Source organism: Priestia megaterium NBRC 15308 = ATCC 14581 (assembly GCF_000832985.1).
Taxonomy (GTDB): domain Bacteria; phylum Bacillota; class Bacilli; order Bacillales; family Bacillaceae_H; genus Priestia; species Priestia megaterium.
This window is the reverse complement of record NZ_CP009920.1, coordinates 4,467,500-4,491,021: the sequence shown is the minus strand read 5'-3', so window position 1 is coordinate 4,491,021 and position 23,522 is coordinate 4,467,500. Positions and strand designations below refer to the sequence as shown.

Genomic DNA, 23,522 nt, shown 5'->3' with positions numbered 1-23,522 from the left:
TGCTGTACGTTTGCAGTTAATTAATTGACGGTCAATGCTTAACGTTATCTACTTGCCCTTTCATAAATAAGAGCTTTCTCTTATATGAATATGGATAGATAAACTAAAGTTAAAAAGGAGAGATACGATGTTGAATGAACAGCTCCCATTATCAACAGCAAATTTATCAGATGCAATGGAAGGTACAAACCACTTAGACTTTACTATTAAGCCATTGCAGCGTCATTACAAACTATTTGGACCGGCTCTTACTGTAGATACTCCTGCTGGCAATAATTACTCAGTGCTTGAAGCGATTCGAATAGCGGAGCCCGGAAGCGTGCTCGTCATTGATGGAAAAAGCTACTGTAACCGTGCCTTAGCAGGAGATTTCGTAGTAGCCATGGCGAAGCTTGTTGGAATAAGCGGTATTGTACTAGATGGTGTTATACGAGATCAGGAAGACATTGAAAGACTCAATTTCCCCGTATTTTGTAAGGGCTCTACGATCGCAGCAAGCAGCAAAAAAGAAAAAGGAACCGTAAATGAAACCATTTCCTGCGGGGGCGTAAAAATTCATCCTGGCGATTTTATTGCAGGTGACGACGGTGGAGTCATTGTCATTCCCAAGGAGGAAGCCGAAGAAGTATTAGCAAAAGCACGGGAAAAGTGGCAAAAAGATAAAGACAGAGAAAATGAAGTATTAGTTAGCAAAGAAACGGTATATACGTATTTAGATAACGCCCTAAAATAAAAGACCTCCGCTTGGAGGCCTTTTATTTGTCATATTGTAAAAATTCTAATCGATTTCCGAACGGGTCATGGACAAAAAAACGCTCTCTCCCTGCAATAGGCTCTTCTTCAGAAAGAACGCAGCCTTCGTGTGCCAACTTACGTCTAAGCGTCTTAATATCTTCCACGACAAAAGCTGGATGTGCTTTTTTAGCAGGTATGTAGTCATCTTGAATACTGATATGCACTTCTTGAGTTCCACATTGAAACCATATGCCGCCTCTGTGCCTTAAATTTTCCGGCTTAAGAACAGTTTTCATTCCTAAAAGATTTTCATAAAAATTTCTTGCTTCTTGCTCGCACCCTTCTGGACCAAGAAGCTGAACATGATCAATTCCTAGAAACATCCACAAACCCCTTTCAAAAAACTCTTTCAAAAAACGTCTTCCTAAAAGTTATTAATCAATGACTCTAGGATTATGAATAACCTGCAGTTCTTTTACAGCTTGCTTCATTTCGCTTTTACAAATTGGACAAGTTGGCTGATCTCCGCTTTTAAAGTTATCTCGAACCCAGCAATTACACGTATCTGATGTACATTCCCAAACTTTTGTTTCTTCAATAACAGCCGGCTCTAAATTTTTACGATTATACATACACATCGTCTCCTTTAAACAGTACTTTTTAAGTGGATAATAAATGAAGATTAACTTAGCGTGTAAATGTGGTAAATGGTGCAAGATAAAGTGATACTATACATCCGTAAATCAATCTTTGAGGAATACATACGGCGTCTTGAAAGACTAAAATAAAAATGAAGTTATAACAAAGCAGATAGCAGTTGCTTTTCTTAAAACAACGGGATAGTCTGAAAAGAACAAAAATGAAGATCACAAAAATTATATATTTTACTATTATAACAGAGTTTATAATTTTTTACAAATCAGCTTCCATTTACTTGTTTTGCTTTTCATAAAAAAAAGCGAGCACATGATTAGGCTCGCTTTTCATTTCTTATCGAGTTTGTCCGTTTCCACTCATAATATATTTAATTGTCGTAAGCGCAGGAAGTCCCATTGGACCGCGTGCATGAAGCTTTTGAGTTGAGATCCCAATTTCAGCTCCAAATCCTAGAGCTCCTCCGTCAGTAAAACGCGTAGATGCATTATGATACAGTGCGGCTGCATCTACTAAAGACATGAAGCGTGAAACGGCTTGTTCATCTTCTGAAATGATGGCTTCAGAGTGTTTTGTTCCATATGTTTCGATGTGGTCAATCGCTTCATCCACACTCTCTACTACTTTCATCGCGATCGCTAAGCGCAAATACTCTTCAGCCCAGTCTTTTTCAGCCGCTGGTTTTGCTCCAGGAATTTCACCTACTGTCGCTTTGTCACCATATACTTCAATATTATGATCGATGAATGCTTGAATCAATTCATCTTTATGAGAATCGAGCCAGTTCTTGTGTACAAGAACCGTTTCTGCTGCGTTACACACCGCTGGTCGATCTGTTTTTGCATTAATCAAAATCGGAATGGCCTTCTTAACGTCAGCTTGTTCATCGATGTAAATATGGCAGTTTCCGACTCCTGTTTCTAACACCGGAACCGTTGCGTTATTGACGACCGCTTGAATCAATGAAGCCCCTCCGCGCGGAATTAGAACGTCAATATGCTCTTTCATTGTAAATAATTCTTGCGTAGCCGCACGATCTGTACTTGAAATAAACTGTACCGCTTCTTTAGGGATTGACGTTTCATCAAGAGCTTTATGAATAATGTCCACGATAGCTTGGTTAGATGAAATAGCTGAAGAACCGCCTTTTAACACAATGGCATTTCCAGATTTCAACGCTAGGCCTGTTGCATCTACCGTTACGTTTGGACGTGCTTCATAAATCATTCCGATAACGCCAAGAGGCACGCGTACTTGCTTTACATCTAGACCATTATCCAATGTCCAGCTTGATAAAATATCTCCTGTTGGATCATCTAACTCAGCAACCTCACGAAGGCCGTTGGCAAATTCTTTTACACGTTCCGCTGAAAGAGCAAGACGGTCCATCAGTGCTTCATCAAAACCTTTTTCTTTCCCGTTTTTTAAGTCTACTTCATTTGCTTTTAAAATATACTCCGTGTTGCTTTCAAGTGTAGAAGCAATCGTTAACAGTGCATCATTTTTTTGTTCTGTTGTTAGTAAACTTAATTGCTTAGCTGCTTTTTTTGCTGAAATAGCTTGTTCTTCTACTGAATACTTTTCATTTGTTTGTAACACCAAATCACTCCTGGATTCGTTTTAGTTTTGTTTGATTTTAAAGTGTGAGGCATAAGAGGTAAATGCAATCATGCAAAGAAAAGGAAGGGCTCCTTTTCTTTACAGCATGTTTGCTTACAAACCGACCGGTACTGGAATTTCTAAGTGACATACTAGACCTTCGCTGTCTACGATCGGTTGATCAATTGGCTCATTCAGTGCAAGTTCATCAGATGAATAATTTGTCACGCCAAGAGCCAGCTCATTTTCGTCTTTATCTAGAATACGTACAACTGCTCGTTCACTAAAGTGGCCTTTAATATATTTAACGTGCTCGCGAAGTAAAGGCTCTTTATCTTCAATAATTGCACATTTCGCGGCATCTTCGACTACTATTTCCCCTTCAGGACCAGAGTTAAACGCAATCCACTGCTTTTTCTGATTAAGGTTCGCAGAATCATCTTCAGATTCAAAATACGTTCCTGTTGCATCTCCGTCAACCGCTTGTGTTAAGATGTTTGGCACGCCGGCTCTTCCTAAAAATGCTGGAATTCCTGACGCCATAGCGATTTTGAACGCGTCAATTTTCGAGCGCATACCGCCTGTTCCAACTGAACTTCCTGAATCTCCTGCAGATTCTTCGATGTCTTGCGTGATTTCCCCTACGTGAGGAACTAATTTTGCATTTGGATCCTGGCGAGGGTCCGCACTGTATAAGCCATCGATATCCGATAAAATAATAAGCAGGTCGGAATCCACTAGTCCAGCAACTTTAGCTGAAAGTGTATCATTATCGCCAAATTTTAATCGATTGATGGTTACCGTGTCGTTTTCATTGACAATTGGCACAATGCCGCGTTCTAACAGCACGTTAATTGTATTTCGTGCATTGTTGTAACGATTTTCGTCTGAAAAATCGTCTCTCGTAATTAAGATTTGAGAAGCAACGTATCCATGTGATAGAAACAGTTCTGAATAAGCCTCCATTAACAGTCCTTGACCGATTGAGGCAGCTGCTTGTTTTTCAGGTAAAGAGCTAGGTCGCTCTAAGCAGCCAAGCTTACGGTACCCTGCAGCTACAGCTCCTGATGAAACTAATAGTACTTCATGACCGCTATCTTTTAAGTCTACGACTTGGTCCACAAGGCGCTCGAGCTTCCGTCTGCTGATTTCACCATGTGAACTTGTTAATGAACTACTTCCAATTTTAATTACAACCCGCTTCTTATTGTCGGGACTCATCAAATCACTCCTAGTGTGTTCTGTATGTTTTCTTGTTTATGATTATTTTTTTGTGGTGAGGAATTCACGAAGAAGATAAGTGACGAATTAATTAGTACTTGCCACTTTTTGTAGTTGAGCACTCATTTCTTTTGAACGCTTTGATGCTCCTTTGACTGCTTGCATCATCGCTTCTCCGCCGCCGTGTTTAGCTAAGGCGTCTAAACCAGCTGCTGTTGTACCGTTTGGAGACGTCACATTTTCACGAAGCTCCGTCGGCGTTTCATCTCTTTCCATCATCATTCTTGCTGCACCGTAAATGGTTTGGGCGCCAATTTCACGTGCTAGCTCAGGATCGAGACCTTCTTCTTTAGCTGCTTTTTCGATATGCTCCATAAGGAAATAAAAATAAGCGGGTCCACTTCCGGCAATTCCTGTAAAAATGTCCATTTGTGGTTCATCAATCACGTATACTTTTCCGATTGCAGAAAGCAGCTCTTTTGCTGTTAGCACAGCATCCATTGCAGCATATTGACCTGGAGATATAGCCGTTGCTGATTGCTGAATCATACTTGATGTATTCGGCATCACTCGAATGACCTGCTGTTCATCATGCAACAACTCTTCCATGTAAGAAGACGAAATCCCTGCAAGAACAGATAGGACAAGCTGGTCTTTGTTGATTTGAGGCTTTAATTCGTTTAATGCCTCTTCAGCGCCTTTTGGCTTCATCGCTAGAATAAAAACGTCAATGTCATCTGTTTTCAGCTCACTGCGCTTTACTGCTGTGATACCATATCTATTTTCAAGTTCATGCAGTCGCGCATCATTGCTTCGATTTGTTACGATAATATTTTCAGCAGGTAATTTCTTGGCATTAACCATACCAGAAATCATCGCTTCTGCCATTGATCCAGCACCTAAAAAAGCAACTTTTTGTTTTTGATCCATCAAATCTCCCCTGTCATTTGTTCGTATTTTTGTTCTCGTTTCTTTCAACGGTTCCTATAGTAACATGCTGAAAAAGAGTGTCAAGTTGAATTTAACCGTTTTTTTCCTCCTTGAGCGTATAACCTTATGCATATGTAAGCGCAAACAAAAGTTTTTTAAATATTTTTTTCTGCAAAAAAAAACGATTTTTTTTATAAAAATACGTTTATATAAAGAAAATCGGGGCATATTATATAGTTTGGACTTTAAATTTTTTTACGAAAAATAGAGGAATTTTGAAAACGTTATTTGAACAATATAATAGGTTTGCTAAAATGAACCTATGTACCAGCATCTTGGTTTTTTTGAAAAATTTACTTTTGATGTAAACCACGCCGTGCTGTCGACATTAAAATAAACAAAACGACATACAATCTAGGAAGTATCGAAACATTATTGGAGGTTCTATTATGAAGAACAACTCGTTTTCTACAGTTCCATCGTCTTCAGAAGGAATAGAGAAACAGGATTTACACGTTGTGGGAATTGGCGCTTCTGCCGGAGGGTTAGAAGCTATTGAGCAGTTTTTCGCTAATATGCCTTCACCAAATAGAATGGCGTTTATTATTGTACAGCACCTTTCCTCTAAATATAAAAGTTTTATGCCAGAACTTTTAGCAAAAAAAACAGGAATGAATATCAAACTGACACAAGACGGGATGACTTTACAAGAAGACACAATTTATTTAAATCCTCCCCATCATTATGTGACCGTTATGGATCATACTCTTCGCCTTCGTCCTTATGAAGAAAACGATCAGGTGAAATATCCGATTGACGCCTTTTTTCATTCTCTGGCTGCTGCAAAAAAACACCGGTGTACAGCCATTATTTTATCGGGCAAAGGAAATGATGGAACAGGAGGAGCAAAAACGATACGAGAGTATGGCGGAACTGTACTTGTACAAGATGAAAGCACAGCAAAGTACAGAGATATGCCTCTAAGCGCTATTGATGCACACCTTGCTGATTATATTCTTTCTCCTGCTGATATGCCTGACCTTGTGCAAACGCATGTCAGCCAAACTGAATTTACATATAATGAAGAAACGCTGCAATACATTTATTCATTAATAAAGAAGAAAACAGGCATCGACTTCTCCATGTACAAAAAAAACACGGTGCTGCGACGACTTGAAAAGAGAATGGCTTTACTCGATCCTCCCTCTCAAACAATGGAAGAGTACCGGGACTATTTATGTAAAGAAGCCGAAGAAATCGTCGAACTGCAGCGAGACCTGCTGATTGGAGTGACGCAATTTCTTAGAGATAAAGAAGCATTCTCTATTATTGAAGAACAAGTCATCCCACAATTAGTTGAAAGAAAGATTCATAGTCAAGAAGATGAAATCCGCATCTGGGTAGCAGGTTGTTCTACTGGTCAAGAAGCATACACGTTAGCTATTTTGCTTCATGACTATTTATCAACAATCAACCGTTATTTCGATGTCCGAATCTTTGCTACGGACATCGATCGTCATGCGATCAAAAGAGCGGGCCAAGGTATTTATGAAGAAGCGGAAGTTCATTCCTTCTCAGCAGCTCAGATTAATGAATATTTTGAGCAAACAAAACACGGCGGTTATCAAGTTAAAAAAACAATTCGCAAAATGATTGTTTTTGCTCCGCATAATATAGGAAAAGACTCGCCTTTTGTAAACGTTGATTTGATTAGCTGTCGAAATATGATGATTTACTTCCAAGCTGAACTGCAGCAGCGCATTCTGTCTCTTTTTCATTTTTCTTTGACAGAAGAAGGCGTACTTTTTTTAGGCCCTAGCGAAACAACGGGAAACTTGTCTGATTTGTTCCGCCCTATCAACAGTAAGTGGAAAATATTTAAGCGTTCCGGACAGCCCAGCCGACAAATTACGGGAGCTTTTAATCTTTCAAAATCCAACTTGCATGAAGGTGATTTTTCTAGCGTGCCGCTGCCAAGTCAACTTTATAAGCCTCTTCCTTCGCTTAAATTAGATGAGATGTATCAGTCAATGATTGATCACTTTATGAGCCCTTGTCTTGTATTAAATGAATACAACGAAGTGATATTTTGTTCAAAAGAAACGACTCAGCTTATTAACGTTCCTGTAGGGAAAATTAATTATACAATTTTCAAAATGGTTCCAGTTCACGTCTCTTTAGCCATTGGAGCAGCTATTAAACGCGTAAAAGAGCAAGGTATGAGCGTATGCTGTCAGCACATTGAGTTTGTCATAAACAACGTTCAGCGCCGTTTTAACCTCACAATATCTGCTCTTCCAACAAATCACTCTCTTTACTTACTTATGTTTGATGAACAGACAGATGGTGCCATTATTGATAAGGAAAAGCCCATGTTTCTTAATCAAACCAGCTCGATTAGTGAGCTTGTAGTAGATTTAGAGCAAGAGCTTCATTACACGCAGCAGCATTTGCAAACGACGATTGAAGAGCTAGAAACAGCAAATGAGGAGCTAAAGTCCACGAATGAAGAACTGATTGCTTCTAACGAAGAGCTGCAGTCCACAAATGAAGAACTGCAGTCTGTTAATGAAGAGTTAATTAGTGTTAACAATCAGTACGAGCGAAAGATTGAAGAATTAACGGACTTAAATAACGATATTGATAATTTATTAATCAGTACAACTATTGCTACTATCTTTTTAGACGAGCAGCTGAATATTAAATTATTTACGCCGGAAACGAAAACAGTGATCAACGTTCTTCATCAAGATATCGGAAGACCTTTCTTTCATATTTCGCATAACTTTAGATATGACCATCTAATCGAGGACGCAATGCACGTTTTAAGAACAAATAATACCCTTCAAAAAGAAATTCAAAGCTACGATAACCAATGGTACAGCATGAAAATGATGCCTTATCGTACAAATGAGAATTTAATTAACGGTGTAGTTATTACGTTTATTAATATTACAGAAATTAAACGATCAAATGAAGAATTGGCTATTACATCATTTGCAGTAGCTCACAGTCCTACGGGCATTTTCATTACCGATCATCAAGGTAAAATTAAGTACATTAATCAAAAGTTCATGGAGCAAAAGCATGCGCCGCAAGAAGTATTTGGGCTGCACCTCTATGACTTATATACAAAAAAGTTGGGGGTTAAAAGGTTCCCTAAGATTTGGAATGAAGTATATAGAGGAGAAAAATGGAACGGAGAAATTTCCTACGTTCAAGAAGACGGAGAAACCGTTTGGGAACAGTTAGCCTTAATGCCTGTTAAAAATGATCAAGACGAAATCATCCATTACATAGGGCTAAGCGAAGATATTTCACAGCGCAAACAGTCGGAAATGATGCTCAAAAATTCAGAGATGCTGTCAGCACTTGGACAGCTGGCTGCCGGCATTGCCCATGAAATACGAAACCCTCTTACATCATTAAAGGGCTTTTTACAGCTTATGATGCAAGAAGAAACGTATAAAAAAGAATATATGGATGTCATGATGTCCGAATTTAACCGCTTAGAACTGATTATTAGCGAACTGCTCATTCTAGCCAAACCCGAAGTCGTAAAATATGAAAATAAGCAGATAAATTTAATTCTTCAAGACGTATGTACGCTGCTGCACACACAGGCCATTCTTAAAAATATTACTATTTCAACAGATTTTGAAGAAAAATTACCTGTTGTTCATTGTATTGAAAAAGATATGAAACAAGTATTTATCAACATGGTGAAAAATTCTATTGAAGCGATGGATGACCCTGGGTCTATTCTAGTGGTATCTAAATTTGATCCAGATACAAACCAAGTAGTCATCCAAGTGATAGATGAAGGAAAAGGCATGCCGAAAGATCGATTAACGCGAATTAGCAAGCCTTTCTATACAACAAAAGAAAAAGGGACAGGATTAGGATTGATGGTGAGTCACAAAATCATTAGTAATCATAAAGGAAGCATTTCATATGATAGTGAAGAAGGAAAAGGAACAACGGTAGAAATTCGATTGCCGCTTTCTTAATGTACTTTGTTCTTCTGTCTTAAACAGTCAAGCTCCTGATTAATTAAATCTTGAATGTCAAACAAATGTGTAGAGACCAATTCAATATATTCTCCTTTTCCTGCTTCAATTACGTCGGAGCGGATAATACTCAAGAGGTCTTGAATGGTTAGCACATTTGTTTTCATTTCTCGAAAATGACGCTGAAGATCAACTAGCTGCATTTTTTTCGCCGTTTCTACATCTGGTTCCCTGACTGAAAAATCTTGGCTTACTTGTGATGAGTCTTGCATAAGCATAGAGCGAAACTGTTGAAGAGTTGATTGAACACTCGTCATATGCTCGTGAATAGGATAGCAGAAAACAGCGTGCAGCGAATGATAGGCTTCAGGCTTAAAATGAAAATCAAAAAGAGCAACCGGGTTAGAAAACGTGCGCATATTTACTTCGATTTGCACTTCTTCCTTTCCCTGGAGTGCTCTTTTTACTTTTTCTTGACTATCTTCATCAACTAGATCTAAAAAGTTTTGAACAGGCGGGAAATTTTTCGTGACGCTTGGTGTAAATTCAATTATTTCGTTGTCTTTATTGAGTAAAAACATTGGAACCGGAATGTGTTGAATCGGCAAACTGATCATATTTCTTCCCCCATTGCTAACATTTTATCTTGCGTCGAACTTTCTTTATTGTTGATTAGAAGCCAGTCTTTAAAAGCTTGAATATGATTAATGAATATGGTTTTTGAAGATCCTGAAGCCGATAAATCATGCGTATTGAGAAGCCTGCTGCCTACTAATACAAGAGGACTTTGCGGCATGTTTTCAATCTCAGCAATGTATTTTTGTAAATCAGGCAGCAAATGCACTTGTGAGACGGACAAACATACTACATCAGGGTCCCACTTCTCGATACTTTTTAAAGCGAACGGTAGCGGCAAATTGGCTCCTAAGTTTTTCACTTCCCATCCATGTTCTCTCATAAGTCCTGCAATCATTTTAATGCCTAAGTAATGCTCTTCTCCTTCAATGCAAAAAAGAAGGGCCCGATTACGCTGAAGCAATTGCCGCTGAGAAAGCTGAAAACGAGTTAACACATAGTCACAGGCTGCAGTAGCCAAATGCTCATCCGAGACTGAAATTTTATTTTCTTGCCACCTTTTTCCTATCTCATACATCGCTTCTGTCAGAAACGTATATACGTCGGTTGAAGAATGACCTTCTTCTATATATATAGCAATAAGCAGCCAGCTTTTTTGAACGTCTCCTTCTAGCAAACAATCAGCTAAAGCCGCTACATTACGAGAGTAGACGATAAGATCACGCCCTTTTCCTAAAGTTACAATAAATCTTTAGGTAAAACTTCCTTTTTGCACGATGGACAACATGCGTAGACACCTTTATTTTCATCATAATCTACGTTCATCGGCTGCTTGCATGCTTTACATACAGCATGTACGTAGTTTAAATATTTTTCTACTAATAAACGTGTTGCCCCACTTGTTTTCCCGCAATAATAGCAAATAAACCTTACTTTTCCTTTTTTTGTTATCTCTACTTCTCGCATATGCTGACAAGATTCACAGCGATCCCAGCTGCGAAGGTAATCGCTCAGAGAATATTGTGGTTTATTTGTTTCTATATACATTTTTGTTTCTTGATTTCTTATTTTATCTTCCGTAAAATCAATTGACCGAATAAGCTGTTTAGCGCCTAGCTTTGATTCAATTCTAGCTGCCATAAACGCTTCATTCTTTCCTCCATAAGGCATATTGATCCATATAGTGGATTCATCGATAATAAGCAGTGACATCGGAACAGCAGATGAAATGATATGAGCACCGTCAATCCGAACTTCTTTTGGTTCACGAGTAAGAACGGTCACTTCCCCTTTAAACGAATGTAACATATCCCGTATTTCTTGAGGAACAAGGGAAGCATAAGGAATACACAATAAAATCTGCTGCTGAGCTTGATATAAGTCTTTTTTTAACTGACTGCTGTTCGATGGATGGTACCAAATCAATTTAGGATGCTGAATGACTTCTTTTAAAAATTGCTGAGGCTGGTATACTTTTTGATTTTCGTTAAAGTGGTTGACCAACTTCCATAACGCTCGCTCCTTTGGTACACGCTGCTGGGCAAACGACTCGTCTGAAAGCATAATAAATTTTCCTTTTGAACGCGTCACCGCCACGTTTACCAATCGATCGCTATTTTCATTTGTTAAAAGTAAACCTGGTTTTGACTGCGGCTTTGTATCGACCGTATCAAAAATCATGATATCTCGTTCCGCGCCTTGAAATTTGTGTACGGTTGCTGCAATTATATCGATAGCTGGTTCGATATCTTGAAGAAGTGCATTAATCAATTTAGCTTGAGACTTATAAGGAGTCACATAGCCAAGAGTAGCCGAAGAAGCTTTGCGTGCCCGCAGCATCAAACTTACCGCCAACACAGCCGTTATCACATTGTAGCGTGAGCCAGAAGCAGCATCTCGCATAGCGGAAGAATGCAAATGACCAATGTTAAGCATAAGCGCTGCTTCATGAGCAAACGGCCGGCTGCTTGCTACTACTTCTCGACTTGTTGTGACAGATGGATGATCCCCTACTCGATTGCTGTAAATATAACGATTTGTAAAAGCTGAGATATCTTTATGCATTCTTCTTTGCTTTGTCAACATAAAAAGATGCGGGTGTATCTCACCGCTTTCTACTTGCTCTACAAGACCCGTCTGCTCAAATAAATCTCGCTGCAGCCACTTCTTCACTTCAGCATGAGAAGATTGAGATACCGGGGGAAGCTGTTTAAAATCGCCGCACACGACAATTCGTTTTCCTAACGCAGCTGCAAAAGCAATTTGCGGTGCATATGCCATGCTAATTTCGTCTACCACAACCATATCAAATTCACTTTGATAAAGTAATCGGTCAATAGCCGCTTTTGATAAAGTAGTGCCTACAATATACGCTTGATCAAAAATATTTTTCTCCGCTTCAATCCACTTGTTACGAAGGGCGTTTAGCTTTTTATTAACTTGCTGAAGCTGGTGTGCTCTATTGGGATACCTGCTTAAGTAAACTCGTTCTTCTTGTAAATCACGCATCTCCTGAGCTAAATCCGGATCATCTTCTCTAATGACTTCTTCTACTTTTATATTTTCTAAGCCGCTGCTTTTTGTTGCTCCGTATCGAATGAGTTTTCCTTTTTTCCAAGCTTCTTTCTTTTTTAACTGACGCGCAGTTTCTTGCAGCAAACCGTCCACCGCTGCATTACTGTGAGATAATAAAAGGATCCGCTTTGATTTCCGGTAATAGCTTGCCGCGATTTTGGACAGCGTATATGTTTTTCCTGTTCCAGGAGGCCCCCAAATATAAGTAGTACGGTTATAACGCGCTCGCAGCAACACTTCATGAAGAGCGTTCTTAGACGTATACTCCTTATGACGAACAGGACTATTACCTCTCATAAGACGTTTGATTCTCACTATTTTTTGCTTGTAATCTTTTGCTTCCGTGAGTCTATCAATAAGAGCCTGCAATAATTCCCATGGTTCGTTATATATATCGAGTTCGTCTACTTCTTGTCCAATAAACGCATCTATTTTAAGATACAAATCAAACCCTTCTGTTCCGATAACTTCTCCTTTACTTTCTTTATGCTGGTGGACAAGGCGTACCTGAGCTCCATCAAAAAGGTATAAATCGGCTGTGCGTTCAAACCGGTAAAGATACGCATCTCCCTGCTGCCCTAAGTATTCTCCTTTTCCTACCGTATACTTTTCTCCGCCGTGTTTCTTCATATAATTAATCTCAATTGAAAGTGCGCGCACCCATGCTTTTAAATATGAAGAGATAGAGCGTTTTTCCATAGATGTCTAACTCCCTTTTCATCCGTTCATTTCTAACTTGTCTATTCTATCATGTCATTTGAATATAGCATAGCTTCTTTCCTCTTCATTTTTATAAAAGCAGAACACCTTTTTTACTATTCTATCTCTCCAGACAAATTAAGACTTTTTTCATCATAATCGTAAAAAAACCGCGTTTTTTCTATAATTTTAGACGTATTGTTACAAACTTGTAATATAAAACCTACCATTTTGTCATGAGTTTGTTACATATTGCTGATAGAATAAGAGACAACTATTGGAAATAAAGGAGAATTATTAGATGAAAAAACACATTTTTACATTAGGGGCCACAGCTTTAGTATCAATTGGAATTGCAGACGCAGCATCGGCGGACACAGACACGCATAAAGTAAAAGCTGGAGAAACGTTATTCAGCATCTCACAGCAGCATAATGTAACAGTTGAAGACTTAAAAAAGTGGAATGGTCTTTCTTCCACATTAATTTATGCAAACCAAACATTACAAATTGGATCTACATCTACTGACTCTTCATCTAGTTCAACTCCAACTACAACATCTTCAAATCATACATATACAGTAAAATCAGGTGACACGCTTTACCGTATCGCTAAAAACAACGGTACTTCCGTACAGCAGCTAAAAGAGTGGAATAACATATCTAGTCATTTAATTTATGTGAATCAAGTATTAAAAATAAGCGGAACAGGAACAGTTTCGTCATCACCTTCAGCACCTGTACAAGAAAAAACAAACGAAACGCAAGCATCCCCGGCTCCTAGCAACAGTAAAAGTTACAAAGTTCAGCCTGGAGATACAATGTGGAGCGTAGCACAGCGGCACGGCATTTCAATTTCTCAATTAAAACAGTGGAATAACTTATCGTCTAATACGATTTACATTAATCAAGTGCTACAAGTAGGCGGACAAGCTGCAGCTCAGGCAAAACCATCAACGCCAGCGACTACTGCTCCTTCAATACCGTCAACTTCAACTTCAACACCGGCACCTGCTCCAGCGCAAGAAAGGAAGTCGGTTTCGAAAGAGATTACAGTTGAAGCAACAGCTTATACTGCTTACTGTGCGGGCTGCAGCGGAATCACTGCTACAGGCATCGACCTAAGGTCAAATCCTAATCGAAAAGTAATTGCAGTTGATCCTCGCGTGATTCCATTAGGTTCTCGCGTATACGTAGAAGGTTACGGAGAAGCAATTGCTGGAGATACTGGCGGTGCGATTAAAGGTACTCGCGTTGATTTATTTATGGCATCTCAAAGCTCAGCTTTAAATTGGGGACGCAAAACGGTAAAACTTCAAATTTTAGATTAATCACTAAAAGCAGAAGCGTGTTAGTCGCTTCTGCTTTTTAATTTTTTTTCAAACATAATCATATCGATAGCTTGCAGGCCATTCTCGTAAATCGGTGGAACGTACTGCAAAAAGAAATTCTTTTTGACACCCCTTTGATAAAAGCCTGCCTTTTTATAAAATGATATGTTTTCAAGGCTGGAGTCCGCTGTTCCTACAATCATTTTAGAATAATGGTTATCTTCATACAGTACTTCTAACTTTTTAATAACTTTGCTGCCGATTCCTTTTCCTCTGTATGCTTCTTTTAAACCGATATTCTTTACTTCTACTGCCCGTTCCTCTTCATCGGTGAGGCACTGCACAACTCCTATCTCCTTCTTTTCATACACAATGGTAAATAAAGAACCTTCATTTATATACGACTTCACTACTTTTTCGTCTTCATCCCCTATTAATAGCAGGTTTAAATAGGAAGCGCGCCGGTCTTTATCAATTTCAATAAGATCGATACACATTTTCATCCTCCAAAAAATAAGTCGATAATATTGCTGCCTCTTGAAGATGATTTATTATATAGCTCTGAATACCCGCAGCTCGTGCAATATACCACTGTAAAGTGATTGTGCTGAACATCTAAGCTAGACAGTCCCGTTCCCGTTGTAGCAATTTCTTTTGTTTTTGCTTCTGTATGTCCGCATTTTATACAACCGTTTTTCCCCATCGTCATACTCCTTTATAAATAAAATAACTTCTTAATTTATATAAACGGATATAAAAGGAAAAAGTTTCTTTTAATTGATAAATAAAGGAACGTAAGAAACCGCATCTCCAACAGAAGATGCGGTTTCTTACTTTTAATATCGACGGGATGACTGTACACTCGATTTCTATAACAGCAATTCTCTTTTCATAATTTCAACGTTTTTCTGATGACATTGTGCGGTGAAATCAGAGGGAAACGCCAGTTTATCATTCAGCTTATCGAGCGCTTCTTTACTGTCTTCTTTCACTGCCGCTTGCAGTTCATCTAAATAAGAGCTGGCCATCTCCACTCGTCTTTGGATTTCAGCTCGGTGATGTGTCGTTTTCCCGTGCCCGGGAACTAGCGTTAGATTTTGGTGCTTGGCTAAAATATGTCGCGCAGTCGCAAGCGTGTCGCGGTAATCGTTTACACTTTCATATATGTACGGATATTCAAAATCCGATAAATAATCCCCTGCAATCCATATCGAATCATCGACAATCATAAATAGGCCATCGTTTGTATGACCTTTTGCAAAATAACAGGTAATGGATGTTTCACCTAAAGTAATATGCTGTTCATTTTCGGTTACAACAATATCTAACTCTGGGAATATAATATCATGGGATCTTTTTATATAATAGTCATGATCAAACTGCTTAATCATTTGAACTTTTTCTTCTTTGTCCGGGTGTTGTTCTAAAAATTTGCTGCCGATAAAGGTGGCATTTAATTCTAAGAAAGCCCCATATCCAATGATGTGATCAAAATCTCCGTGAGTAAAAAACACATACAGGTTGCGGTGGTTTAAGATCCCTTGAACATGCTGTTTAATTTCATTAATTTCGTGAGGAAGCCACGTTGGATCAACAACAATGACACAGTCTTTTGTTTCAATCACCGCAGATGTTGTTTGAAATAGCGCGCTTTCAAAAACCGTCATTTGCTCCGTTTTATATTGAATCATGAGAACAGCTCCTTATTTTTTCTATCACCTTTATTATAGCGGAAATAGAAAGATAAGGGCGCGTATGACGGTTTATAAAACGAAACTATGCAAGATGTGATAAAATGCGGAACCAGCCAAACAATGAAATCCAAATAGGAATACTAAATAAGGTTCCCCAAAATAAACCTTTCAAAAAGTTCCCTTGATTCATTCTGATATTCCTCACCTTCATAGTATGTTGGTTCTTAGTCTAGCGCAGCTTAATGAAATTTTAGTGAAAAATAAAAAAAGAAGCAGTTGCTTCTTTTTTTATTTATTATAAAATTGGTGATCGTACTTAATTTTCGGCAGCTCGCGTACTTCCTGTGACATTTCCGTTCCGCACATCGGACAGTTATAATCAACCGTAACAAAATCTTCTCTCATCCACCCATTACATGATTCAGATTGACACGCATATACAGTCGTATCCATCATTTGATCTACTTCTTCTTCTACGGCTTTTTTTGCAAAATACATGTGCACAGCTCCCTTTTTTTCTTAGTATATGTAAAATTCCCATTTTTTATTTACAGCTTGATTACTTTTTCATCCGGCGTTATTGGACACCACTATTTAATTGTGTATAATTAAATAAAAAGCAATAGACTGGAGGCAACATGAATGGAACAACTTTATAAGCAGCTGCAGCTAGAAAATCAGCTTTGTTTCTCAATTTACGCCACGTCTCGAGAAATTACAAAGGTGTACAAGCCGCTGCTCGATAAATTAGGAGTAACCTATCCGCAGTATTTAGCCCTTCTTGTTTTATGGGAACATGAAACACTCAGCGTAAAAAAAATGGGCGAACTTCTGTATTTGGATTCAGGCACCCTTACTCCTATGCTAAAAAGAATGCAGGATCAAGAATTAGTGATTCGTCAGCGTTCTCATGAAGATGAACGCGTTGTTTTTATTAGTTTAACCGAAAAAGGAAAAAAATTACGTGATAAAGCTTGTCATATTCCAGAAGAAGTTTTTAGTATGACGAATAAGTCGCAAGAAGAATTAGAAAAGCTGAAAGAAACGCTGCAGGAGTTATTGCAATCGCTGCATACGTACAATCAAAAATAGACCATATAAAATTGAACATAAAAAAGCGCCTGGATTTAAGAAAAATCCAGGCGCTTTTTATTTACTCAGCCGTTGTATTTAACGTTACGTTAACATTCCCACGCGTTGCTTTAGAATACGGGCAGAATTGATGTGCATCTTCTACTAGCTTCTCAGCTACTTCTTGTGAAACGCCTTTAATATGAGCGTTTAACACCACTCCAATTTTAAAGCCATCGTCAGTGTGGTCTTTTAGTAGACTTACCTCTGCAGTAATAGACGAATCAATGTCTTTTTTTTGTTTCTTAGCGATTAAATTTAAAGCACCGTCAAAACAAGCAGAATATCCTGCTGCAAACAGCTGCTCGGGATTTGTTCCTTCTTCTTTGTTATTTGGAGAAGGATTTACAAGGGTTAAATCAATAATACCATCATCTGATTTAACTCGACCATCTCGGCCTCCTACCGCTGTTGCCTTAGATGTAAATAGTACGTCTGACATAAGATCACCTCATAAATTATTTTATGTAATTTCATTGCAGACAATCAAAAAAGTCGCAATCAAATTCATTTTGTAATCACTTTGATTACCGTGATAGTAATGTACTTCCCCTTCTATAATGAGTGTAAACCTACTATTTTATACAAAAAAAGAGAGTTACCTCTCTTTTTTTCCTCTTTGTTTTTTTAAACCGCTTTGAATAATGTTATCTCCATATTTTTCACGCAAACTTTCGACCGCTTTGTATAAAGGCTCTTTTTTTGCTTGTTCTCCGTATGTAAACAAATCCAGCTGTTCTTCTTCTTGAAGCTGGTGGCTCACTTGAAGAGCAGCTACGCCTAATAAACGAATCGGTTCTCCGTTCCAGTGCCTTTGAAATAATACCGCACTGTAATGAAAAAGATCGTTTGGCTCGCTAATTGCTTTTGAAATAGTTTGGCTTCGAGTAATGGTTTTAAAATCACTGTATCGTATCGTTAATTGAATCGTTTTGCTTACAACTTTTTTCGCTTTCATACGAGAGCTTACAGAATGCGATAGTTTATTTAAAATAGGGAGAACCTCATGTTCATCTACTGCATTTTGAGATAGCGTCGTAGAGTTTCCAATAGATTTAAACTGTGATTGGCGATCAGGGTTCACCTGTCGATCATCTTGGCCCCATGCTCGTTCTTTCATAACTTCTCCTTTTACTCCGAGAGTTTGTTTAAGAAGACCGGGAGCGGCTTTTGCTAGATCACCGATGGTCACGATCTTAATCGCATTTAGCTTCTCAGCTGTTTTTTTACCGATTCCGTGCATTTCCTCTACGGCTTTTGGCCAAAGAACTGTTTGGACATCTCTTTTTCGAAGGACGGTAATCCCTAAAGGTTTTTGCATATCACTTGCCGTTTTGGCTAAAAATTTATTCGGCGCGATTCCAATTGACACAGGAATTTGCAGCGTCTGTATTAAATGCTGCTGAATGGACTTTGCTATGTCAAGAGGAGAGCCTAATTCAGCACAATTTGTAATATCCAAATAGCCTTCATCAATGGAAGCAGGCTCTAAAAGAGGTGAAATGGTTACTAAATAATCAAACATGTTTTTGGACACTTGGCGATATAATGGAAAATTAGGTTTTATAACAACCAGCTCAGGGCATTTTCTTTTCGCTTCCCAAAGAGGCATTGGCGCATATACTCCGCGGTTACGAGCAATATAGTTACAGGTTACAACAATTCCTCTTCGTTCCTTTGGATTGCCAGCAATAGCAAGAGGCTTATCTTTGAGCGTATGATCATGTGCGGTTTCAACAGATGCATAAAAAGCATTGGCATCAATATGAAGAATAACTTTGCCGTTTTTAGGGTACATCATTTTCATACTATCACCTCTTTCTGTATAATTAATCCCCAAAAGAAGAACGTACATTCTTATTTATTATAACTCTTTTTTTCTAAGTTGTGCGTACCTATACTTTATTTTTATTTTGAGCGAACACTGTGTGTCACTCTCTCGTATTCTAATGAAGAAAGGAGGAAGAAAACGTGATTGATCAGCTTATCGGAGCCATTAACCAATTAGGCTACGGATATTTCTTTTTTATCATTTTAGTCGGAGCCAACCTTACTCCTATTCCTGACCCGGTATATATTATGCTTGCGGGCAGTCAGGCTACATCTCCGTCCGTTCAGTATATTCCAGCTTTTATACTTACCTACAGCGGCATGATGATTAGCTTATATCTTAAGTTTTTGATAGCCAGTCTTTTTTCAACTCAGGCGCTTGCGCTATTAAAACGCCCGCGATGGGAAAAAAATGTGATGAAAGTCGAGCGAACGATTCAAGAATATGGATCTCATGCCATCATCGCAAGCTATTTTTTACCAGGAATGCGACATGTGATGCCTTTTTTTCTCGGGGCAAGCGGAATGAAGCATCGGCATTATATTAAAGTCTCGTTTTCCTTCGGTTTTATTTGGACGCTCGCTTTATTTATTTTCGGTTCCTTTTTTAATACAACCTCTTCTTATACTGACGTCATTGAGATCACTTTAGCTTTTTGTGCGATCAGTTTGATTATCTATGCCGTCCAAAGAAGAAAAATACGAAAAAAACAGCAGTAGTTTGTGAAAAAGAACTTTTTACACAAACTGCTGCTGTTTCATTTATATTAAATGACTTCATTATATCCCTTTACAAAGTATTTGCGCGCGCGGTAAAGAGCTGATTTTAACGTAGTCATCTGCATATTTAATAACTCGGCAATTTCTTCATATTTAAATCCAAATCCATATTTTAATAGAAGCAAATTGCGATACTTAGGATTCAATTTATTTAAAATTGCCTGACATTCAGCCACTTCTTCATTTCTAAGCACCTGCTGAATAGGCGTATACATAACGGGCTCTTCTTTGTAAGAAGACGTATAGCGGTCTTTCACTATTTTACGCCTTCCTAAATCACACCGTTTATTTAATGCGACGCGAAACATCCAAGCTTTTATTTTTTCAGGATCGACCATTTCTTGTTTTTCTAAATATTTTAATGCTACTTCTTGCGTAATATCTTCGGCGTCTTGTCTATTCACGCCATTTTTCAATAAATAAGCCAGCACCTGATTCAAATAATCTTGTAATTCCTCGCCGCACATAATAAGTTCTCCCTTGTTATTTTAGTTTTTCTTTTAGTTCGTTTGGCAGCTCATTTTCATTCAACATGTAAACCTGAGGAGTATCTACTTGATCTTTGTAATAAAAAGCAACAAGATAATCTCCCGTGTCTCGTAAGTTCGCACGTTGAAGAAGTGTTTCTACCTGCTGATTGTTTTTTACTTTAATTGATTTCTCATCCTTCGTTAGAGATGTAAAATCTTCTTGAAGACGATAATCATTTTTAAGATGAGAAGAATTTTTAAAGACTTCGGTTTTTTCTACGTCCTTTGGCATAAGGCGAGCACGTTCATATAAATGCTCTTTCTTCAGCCATGCTTCTACTTCGCTATATGACTTCTCCCAAGATGCTTCTTGAACATACTGTCCTTTTCCATCCATGAAATTGATTGACGCCCAGCTTTCTTTTGTGCTGTACATTTCATCAAACGTTTCGTTCATCATCGACTGTTTGACTACGTGTATAAGCTCTTGCACTTTTTCTGGATTTGTAATATTAATGGAATTTGACTTTCCTGGAACAGAAAAACTTACGCTTTTAATTTTATCTGTGTTTTGTGTTCGTAAAAGCGGATGGAAATTTTCTTTGTACTCTTTTGTTTCCGCAATTTCTTTATAAAAAGCTTTATAATCTGAAAATGGAATAAAGTACTCTCGAACTATTTGCTTTCCATTTTTTAATTTGTAAGCAAATACCGCGATTTTTCCATTGCTGCCCTCTATTTCACTTTGTTTTTCAGGATCCATCTTCTTATCTTTAGATGCTGTAATTTGTTTTTGCAGCTGACGAACGCTCTTAATCGTTTCTTTACTTGTATAGTAATATGGCGTTTCATAATAGCCATTCATTCCCTTTGCATAGTTTTCAGGTTTATCAGTCAATCGATATATGTCTTCATCGAAATACACACTTTCAATCTCTGAAACTGCCGGCACTTTAGTAGAATAGCCAAACATGTCTAAATGAATGATAAAGCCTACAATAGCTGCAGCTATAACAAACCCTAGATACCCTTTCCATTTCGTAAAGATGCGCCACGTTTTATTTAAAATAATTTGAGCAACTGTATAGCCTATTAATGAACCAATAATATAGCCCACGACCATCCATGAAAATTCACCTTTCATGCTAATAAAGTAAAATCCGCCTAACATGAGTGAACAAGCGGTTACTCCGTATACGAATACAGGTTTTAACCAGCCAACTGAAATGGTTAGCGTAGCAGCTTCTACTCTTCTTTTTTGATAGGTGATTAAAGCAACGATGTAAAATAAGACAATGAGTCCAATATAAACAAATACACTAGTAGAAAAACTTTTATGAGCTGCCAATTTCGCTACGTGTAAAAACGGGATAAGGCTGTCAACATTTTTGTTCACGTAATAGTCATACGCATAGCCATACCAGTAAAACTTTACATTCGATATAGCTAAATAAGAAATTCCGCCCGGGAGAAGGAATAGAACGTATAAAAAGATTCCTTGCAGAACAGACATCCCGGTGAACATTCCGGCTAAAACAGTTCCAGTTAGGACAAATAAATTAATCAGAATACTGTACCCGACCCAGCTTAGAACGTCGCCTGTTGTATAAACATTCTCAACAGTTAAAACCCCTTTAACGGCAAAAGTCACGATGCCCGTAATTAAAATCGGAACAACTAAAACCAACGCGCCCAGAAGCATGTTTTGATGAAACAACGTAGAACGTTTAATTGGTAAACTATGAATATAGTCAGCCGCAATCTTCGTTTGTATATATCGAAATAGGAAAATACCAAGTAACACTGGTACAACGAACATAAGCACGAATTCTAGCCCGCCAAATACGTCAAATAACGTGTCTGGTTTCTCTATATAAGGCTCAACCTTTCCTGTAAAAGTGAAAATCAGTTGTAAAGGCAAAGCGAACAGTAGTACTAACAAGTAGACAAGCCCAATCCATCCCACGTTTCTCATGGATTGAATCCACATGCCGCGGTTAAACGATGATGTTTTCGATTGCATAACCCACATCCCCCATTTCATAAATAAAGATTTCTTCCAGCGTAAGTGGCAAGATGTCAAAAATTAAAGGCTTATACGATCGAACTTTGTTGACTAAGTGATTTTCTTTTCCTCGAACAATACAAAGCAAGACGCTTCCTCGTTTTTCTTGATATAAAATGTCCAGCGTGTCATAAAGCGCTAGCGGCACATCTCCTTCAAATGCAACTTGAATTTTGTGCACGTCTGATTTTAAATCATCCAGTTCTTTTTCAATTAATAATTGACCGTGATGCAAGATGCCTACATGATCACAAAGATCTTCCACTTCTCGTAAGTTATGTGATGAAATTAAAATCGTCATTTCCCGTTCTGCCACGTCTTGGACAAGAAGGTTTTTAATTTTTTGACGCATTACCGCATCTAACCCATCGAGCGGCTCATCTAAGATAAGTACATCAGGCATAGCAGACATCGCTAACCAAAAACCTACTTGACGCTGCATTCCCTTGGACATTCTGTGTACCTTTTTATGTAATTGAATTGGGAAAGCTTCTTTTAATTTTTGAAACCGCTCTTCGTTCCAAGTCGGATAGACGCTTCTATAAAAAGACGCTAATTGCTTAATCGTTGTTTGAGGGAAAAAATAAAGAGAATCCGGCATAAAAATAAGACGTTCTTTTAAGCCAACGTTTTCAAATACTTCCTCGCCGTCTATTGCGATTTTCCCGTGATCTTGCTTGTAAATACCTGCAATGATTTTTAATAGCGTTGTTTTCCCTGCCCCGTTCGAGCCAAGCAGTCCGTAAATAGATCCTTTTTTTATAGAAAGCGTGACGTCTCTTAGAGCTTCCATTTCTTCAAACTCTTTTTTTATCGCCTTCAGTTCAATCACTATCGCTTCCTCCTTTTACTGCTTTTTCAGCCTGTGAAATAAGTGATAGAATTTCATCTTTATCCATCCCTAAATACATAGCTTCTGCCAACAGTTTCACTAATTCTTCTTTCATCTTTTTCACCTTCTCGTTATTTAGTGTATCAACTTGAGGCGTTACAAAACTTCCTTTGCCTGGAACTGAATAAATATAATTCTGATGTTCTAGTTCACGATACGCTTTTTGAATTGTATTTGGATTAATCGTTAATTCTTTTGCTAACAGCCGAACAGATGGAAGCTTTTGATCGGCCTTAAAGACTTCATGAATAATAAGCTCTTTCAATTTATCTACTAATTGCTCGTATATCGGCTTGCGACTACGAATATCTAAATCGAACATAGTCTGCCTC

General features: G+C 38.2%; 23 protein-coding genes. 5 read left to right on the top strand and 18 right to left on the bottom strand.

All coding sequences use genetic code 11. From position 1 onward, the window contains the following. Positions 1-127 precede the first annotated feature (127 nt). Positions 128-733, top strand: a complete 606-nt coding sequence (locus tag BG04_RS23020; protein ID WP_034652186.1) for an RraA family protein — start codon at positions 128-130, stop codon at positions 731-733. A gap of 22 nt (positions 734-755) precedes the next feature. Here the strand turns inward: BG04_RS23020 and BG04_RS23015 are convergent, their stop codons facing one another. The 5 genes from BG04_RS23015 to proC form a co-directional block, all read right to left on the bottom strand. Further along, positions 756-1,118: a VOC family protein gene (locus BG04_RS23015; RefSeq protein WP_016764055.1), complete on the bottom strand. Its 363-nt coding sequence runs from the start codon at positions 1,116-1,118 to the stop codon at positions 756-758. Positions 1,119-1,169: 51 nt separating this feature from the next. Then, entirely contained in the window at positions 1,170-1,367 is a 198-nt protein-coding gene (locus tag BG04_RS23010) for a cold-shock protein (protein WP_013056990.1), read from the bottom strand. A 358-nt stretch (positions 1,368-1,725) separates the two neighbouring features. Then, the gene (locus tag BG04_RS23005; RefSeq protein ID WP_034652188.1) at positions 1,726-2,988 is read right to left on the bottom strand and encodes a glutamate-5-semialdehyde dehydrogenase; all 1,263 of its coding nucleotides are present in this window, start codon (positions 2,986-2,988) and stop codon (positions 1,726-1,728) included. A gap of 114 nt (positions 2,989-3,102) precedes the next feature. After that, positions 3,103-4,209, bottom strand: a complete 1,107-nt coding sequence (proB, locus tag BG04_RS23000) for a glutamate 5-kinase (RefSeq protein ID WP_013083096.1) — start codon at positions 4,207-4,209, stop codon at positions 3,103-3,105. 87 nt (positions 4,210-4,296) lie between these two features. Beyond that, positions 4,297-5,139 carry a pyrroline-5-carboxylate reductase gene (gene proC, locus BG04_RS22995; RefSeq protein ID WP_013056987.1) on the bottom strand — a complete coding sequence of 281 codons (843 nt, stop codon included), beginning with the start codon at positions 5,137-5,139 and terminating at the stop codon, positions 4,297-4,299. Between the two features lie 449 nt (positions 5,140-5,588). Here proC and BG04_RS22990 point away from each other — a divergent pair, with 449 nt between their 5' ends. Next, the gene (locus tag BG04_RS22990) at positions 5,589-9,149 is read left to right on the top strand and encodes a CheR family methyltransferase (RefSeq protein ID WP_034652192.1); all 3,561 of its coding nucleotides are present in this window, start codon (positions 5,589-5,591) and stop codon (positions 9,147-9,149) included. Here BG04_RS22990 and BG04_RS22985 read toward each other — a convergent pair. The 3 genes from BG04_RS22985 to BG04_RS22975 are packed head-to-tail and all read right to left on the bottom strand — an operon-like array spanning position 9,146 to position 12,998. Next, positions 9,146-9,766, bottom strand: coding sequence for a hypothetical protein (locus tag BG04_RS22985; protein WP_034652196.1), 621 nt, complete (start codon positions 9,764-9,766; stop codon positions 9,146-9,148). The genes BG04_RS22990 and BG04_RS22985 overlap by 4 nt on opposite strands. Continuing rightward, on the bottom strand, positions 9,763-10,440 hold the full coding sequence (locus BG04_RS22980) for a cobalamin B12-binding domain-containing protein (RefSeq protein WP_255257893.1): 678 nt from the start codon (positions 10,438-10,440) through the stop codon (positions 9,763-9,765). The genes BG04_RS22985 and BG04_RS22980 overlap by 4 nt, the downstream gene beginning before the upstream one ends. Positions 10,441-10,463: 23 nt before the next feature. After that, positions 10,464-12,998 (bottom strand): AAA domain-containing protein, encoded by a 2,535-nt coding sequence (locus BG04_RS22975; protein ID WP_034652199.1) that lies wholly within the window; start codon positions 12,996-12,998, stop codon positions 10,464-10,466. Between the two features lie 301 nt (positions 12,999-13,299). Here BG04_RS22975 and BG04_RS22970 point away from each other — a divergent pair, with 301 nt between their 5' ends. Then, positions 13,300-14,328: a LysM peptidoglycan-binding and 3D domain-containing protein gene (locus tag BG04_RS22970; protein WP_051975600.1), complete on the top strand. Its 1,029-nt coding sequence runs from the start codon at positions 13,300-13,302 to the stop codon at positions 14,326-14,328. A gap of 20 nt (positions 14,329-14,348) precedes the next feature. Here BG04_RS22970 and BG04_RS22965 read toward each other — a convergent pair whose 3' ends face one another. From BG04_RS22965 to BG04_RS22950, 4 genes are all read right to left on the bottom strand, one after another. Continuing rightward, complete coding sequence (locus BG04_RS22965; RefSeq protein ID WP_051975601.1) at positions 14,349-14,825, bottom strand: GNAT family N-acetyltransferase; 477 nt, start codon at positions 14,823-14,825, stop codon at positions 14,349-14,351. Between the two features lie 2 nt (positions 14,826-14,827). Then, entirely contained in the window at positions 14,828-15,031 is a 204-nt protein-coding gene (locus BG04_RS22960; protein WP_034652203.1) for a zinc ribbon domain-containing protein, read from the bottom strand. A 166-nt stretch (positions 15,032-15,197) separates the two neighbouring features. Further along, positions 15,198-16,019, bottom strand: a complete 822-nt coding sequence (locus BG04_RS22955; protein ID WP_034652206.1) for an MBL fold metallo-hydrolase — start codon at positions 16,017-16,019, stop codon at positions 15,198-15,200. 291 nt (positions 16,020-16,310) lie between these two features. Next, positions 16,311-16,520 carry a cold-shock protein gene (locus BG04_RS22950; protein WP_013056977.1) on the bottom strand — a complete coding sequence of 70 codons (210 nt, stop codon included), beginning with the start codon at positions 16,518-16,520 and terminating at the stop codon, positions 16,311-16,313. A 144-nt stretch (positions 16,521-16,664) separates the two neighbouring features. Here BG04_RS22950 and BG04_RS22945 point away from each other — a divergent pair, with 144 nt between their 5' ends. Next, positions 16,665-17,114, top strand: coding sequence for a MarR family winged helix-turn-helix transcriptional regulator (locus BG04_RS22945; RefSeq protein WP_034652208.1), 450 nt, complete (start codon positions 16,665-16,667; stop codon positions 17,112-17,114). A 61-nt stretch (positions 17,115-17,175) separates the two neighbouring features. On the opposite strand, the gene BG04_RS22940 is transcribed toward BG04_RS22945, so the two are convergent. After that, complete coding sequence (locus BG04_RS22940; protein ID WP_013056975.1) at positions 17,176-17,595, bottom strand: organic hydroperoxide resistance protein; 420 nt, start codon at positions 17,593-17,595, stop codon at positions 17,176-17,178. Between the two features lie 156 nt (positions 17,596-17,751). After that, positions 17,752-18,960, bottom strand: coding sequence for a DNA polymerase IV (locus BG04_RS22935; protein WP_034652211.1), 1,209 nt, complete (start codon positions 18,958-18,960; stop codon positions 17,752-17,754). 164 nt (positions 18,961-19,124) lie between these two features. On the opposite strand from BG04_RS22935, the gene BG04_RS22930 reads away from it, so the two are divergent. After that, positions 19,125-19,703 carry a DedA family protein gene (locus BG04_RS22930; RefSeq protein ID WP_016764043.1) on the top strand — a complete coding sequence of 193 codons (579 nt, stop codon included), beginning with the start codon at positions 19,125-19,127 and terminating at the stop codon, positions 19,701-19,703. Between the two features lie 47 nt (positions 19,704-19,750). On the opposite strand, the gene BG04_RS22925 is transcribed toward BG04_RS22930, so the two are convergent. From BG04_RS22925 to BG04_RS22910, 4 genes are read right to left on the bottom strand one after another with little or no spacing between them, the layout of a single operon-like run. Beyond that, positions 19,751-20,230, bottom strand: a complete 480-nt coding sequence (locus tag BG04_RS22925) for an RNA polymerase sigma factor (RefSeq protein ID WP_034652214.1) — start codon at positions 20,228-20,230, stop codon at positions 19,751-19,753. A gap of 16 nt (positions 20,231-20,246) precedes the next feature. Then, a complete protein-coding gene (locus BG04_RS22920; RefSeq protein WP_034652215.1) occupies positions 20,247-22,256 on the bottom strand; it encodes a DUF6449 domain-containing protein in 2,010 nt (669 codons plus the stop codon). Continuing rightward, complete coding sequence (locus BG04_RS22915) at positions 22,231-23,130, bottom strand: ABC transporter ATP-binding protein (RefSeq protein WP_025752330.1); 900 nt, start codon at positions 23,128-23,130, stop codon at positions 22,231-22,233. The genes BG04_RS22920 and BG04_RS22915 overlap by 26 nt, the downstream gene beginning before the upstream one ends. Beyond that, a complete protein-coding gene (locus BG04_RS22910; protein ID WP_013083081.1) occupies positions 23,123-23,512 on the bottom strand; it encodes a GntR family transcriptional regulator in 390 nt (129 codons plus the stop codon). The genes BG04_RS22915 and BG04_RS22910 overlap by 8 nt, the downstream gene beginning before the upstream one ends. Between the last annotated feature and the right edge of the window lie 10 nt (positions 23,513-23,522).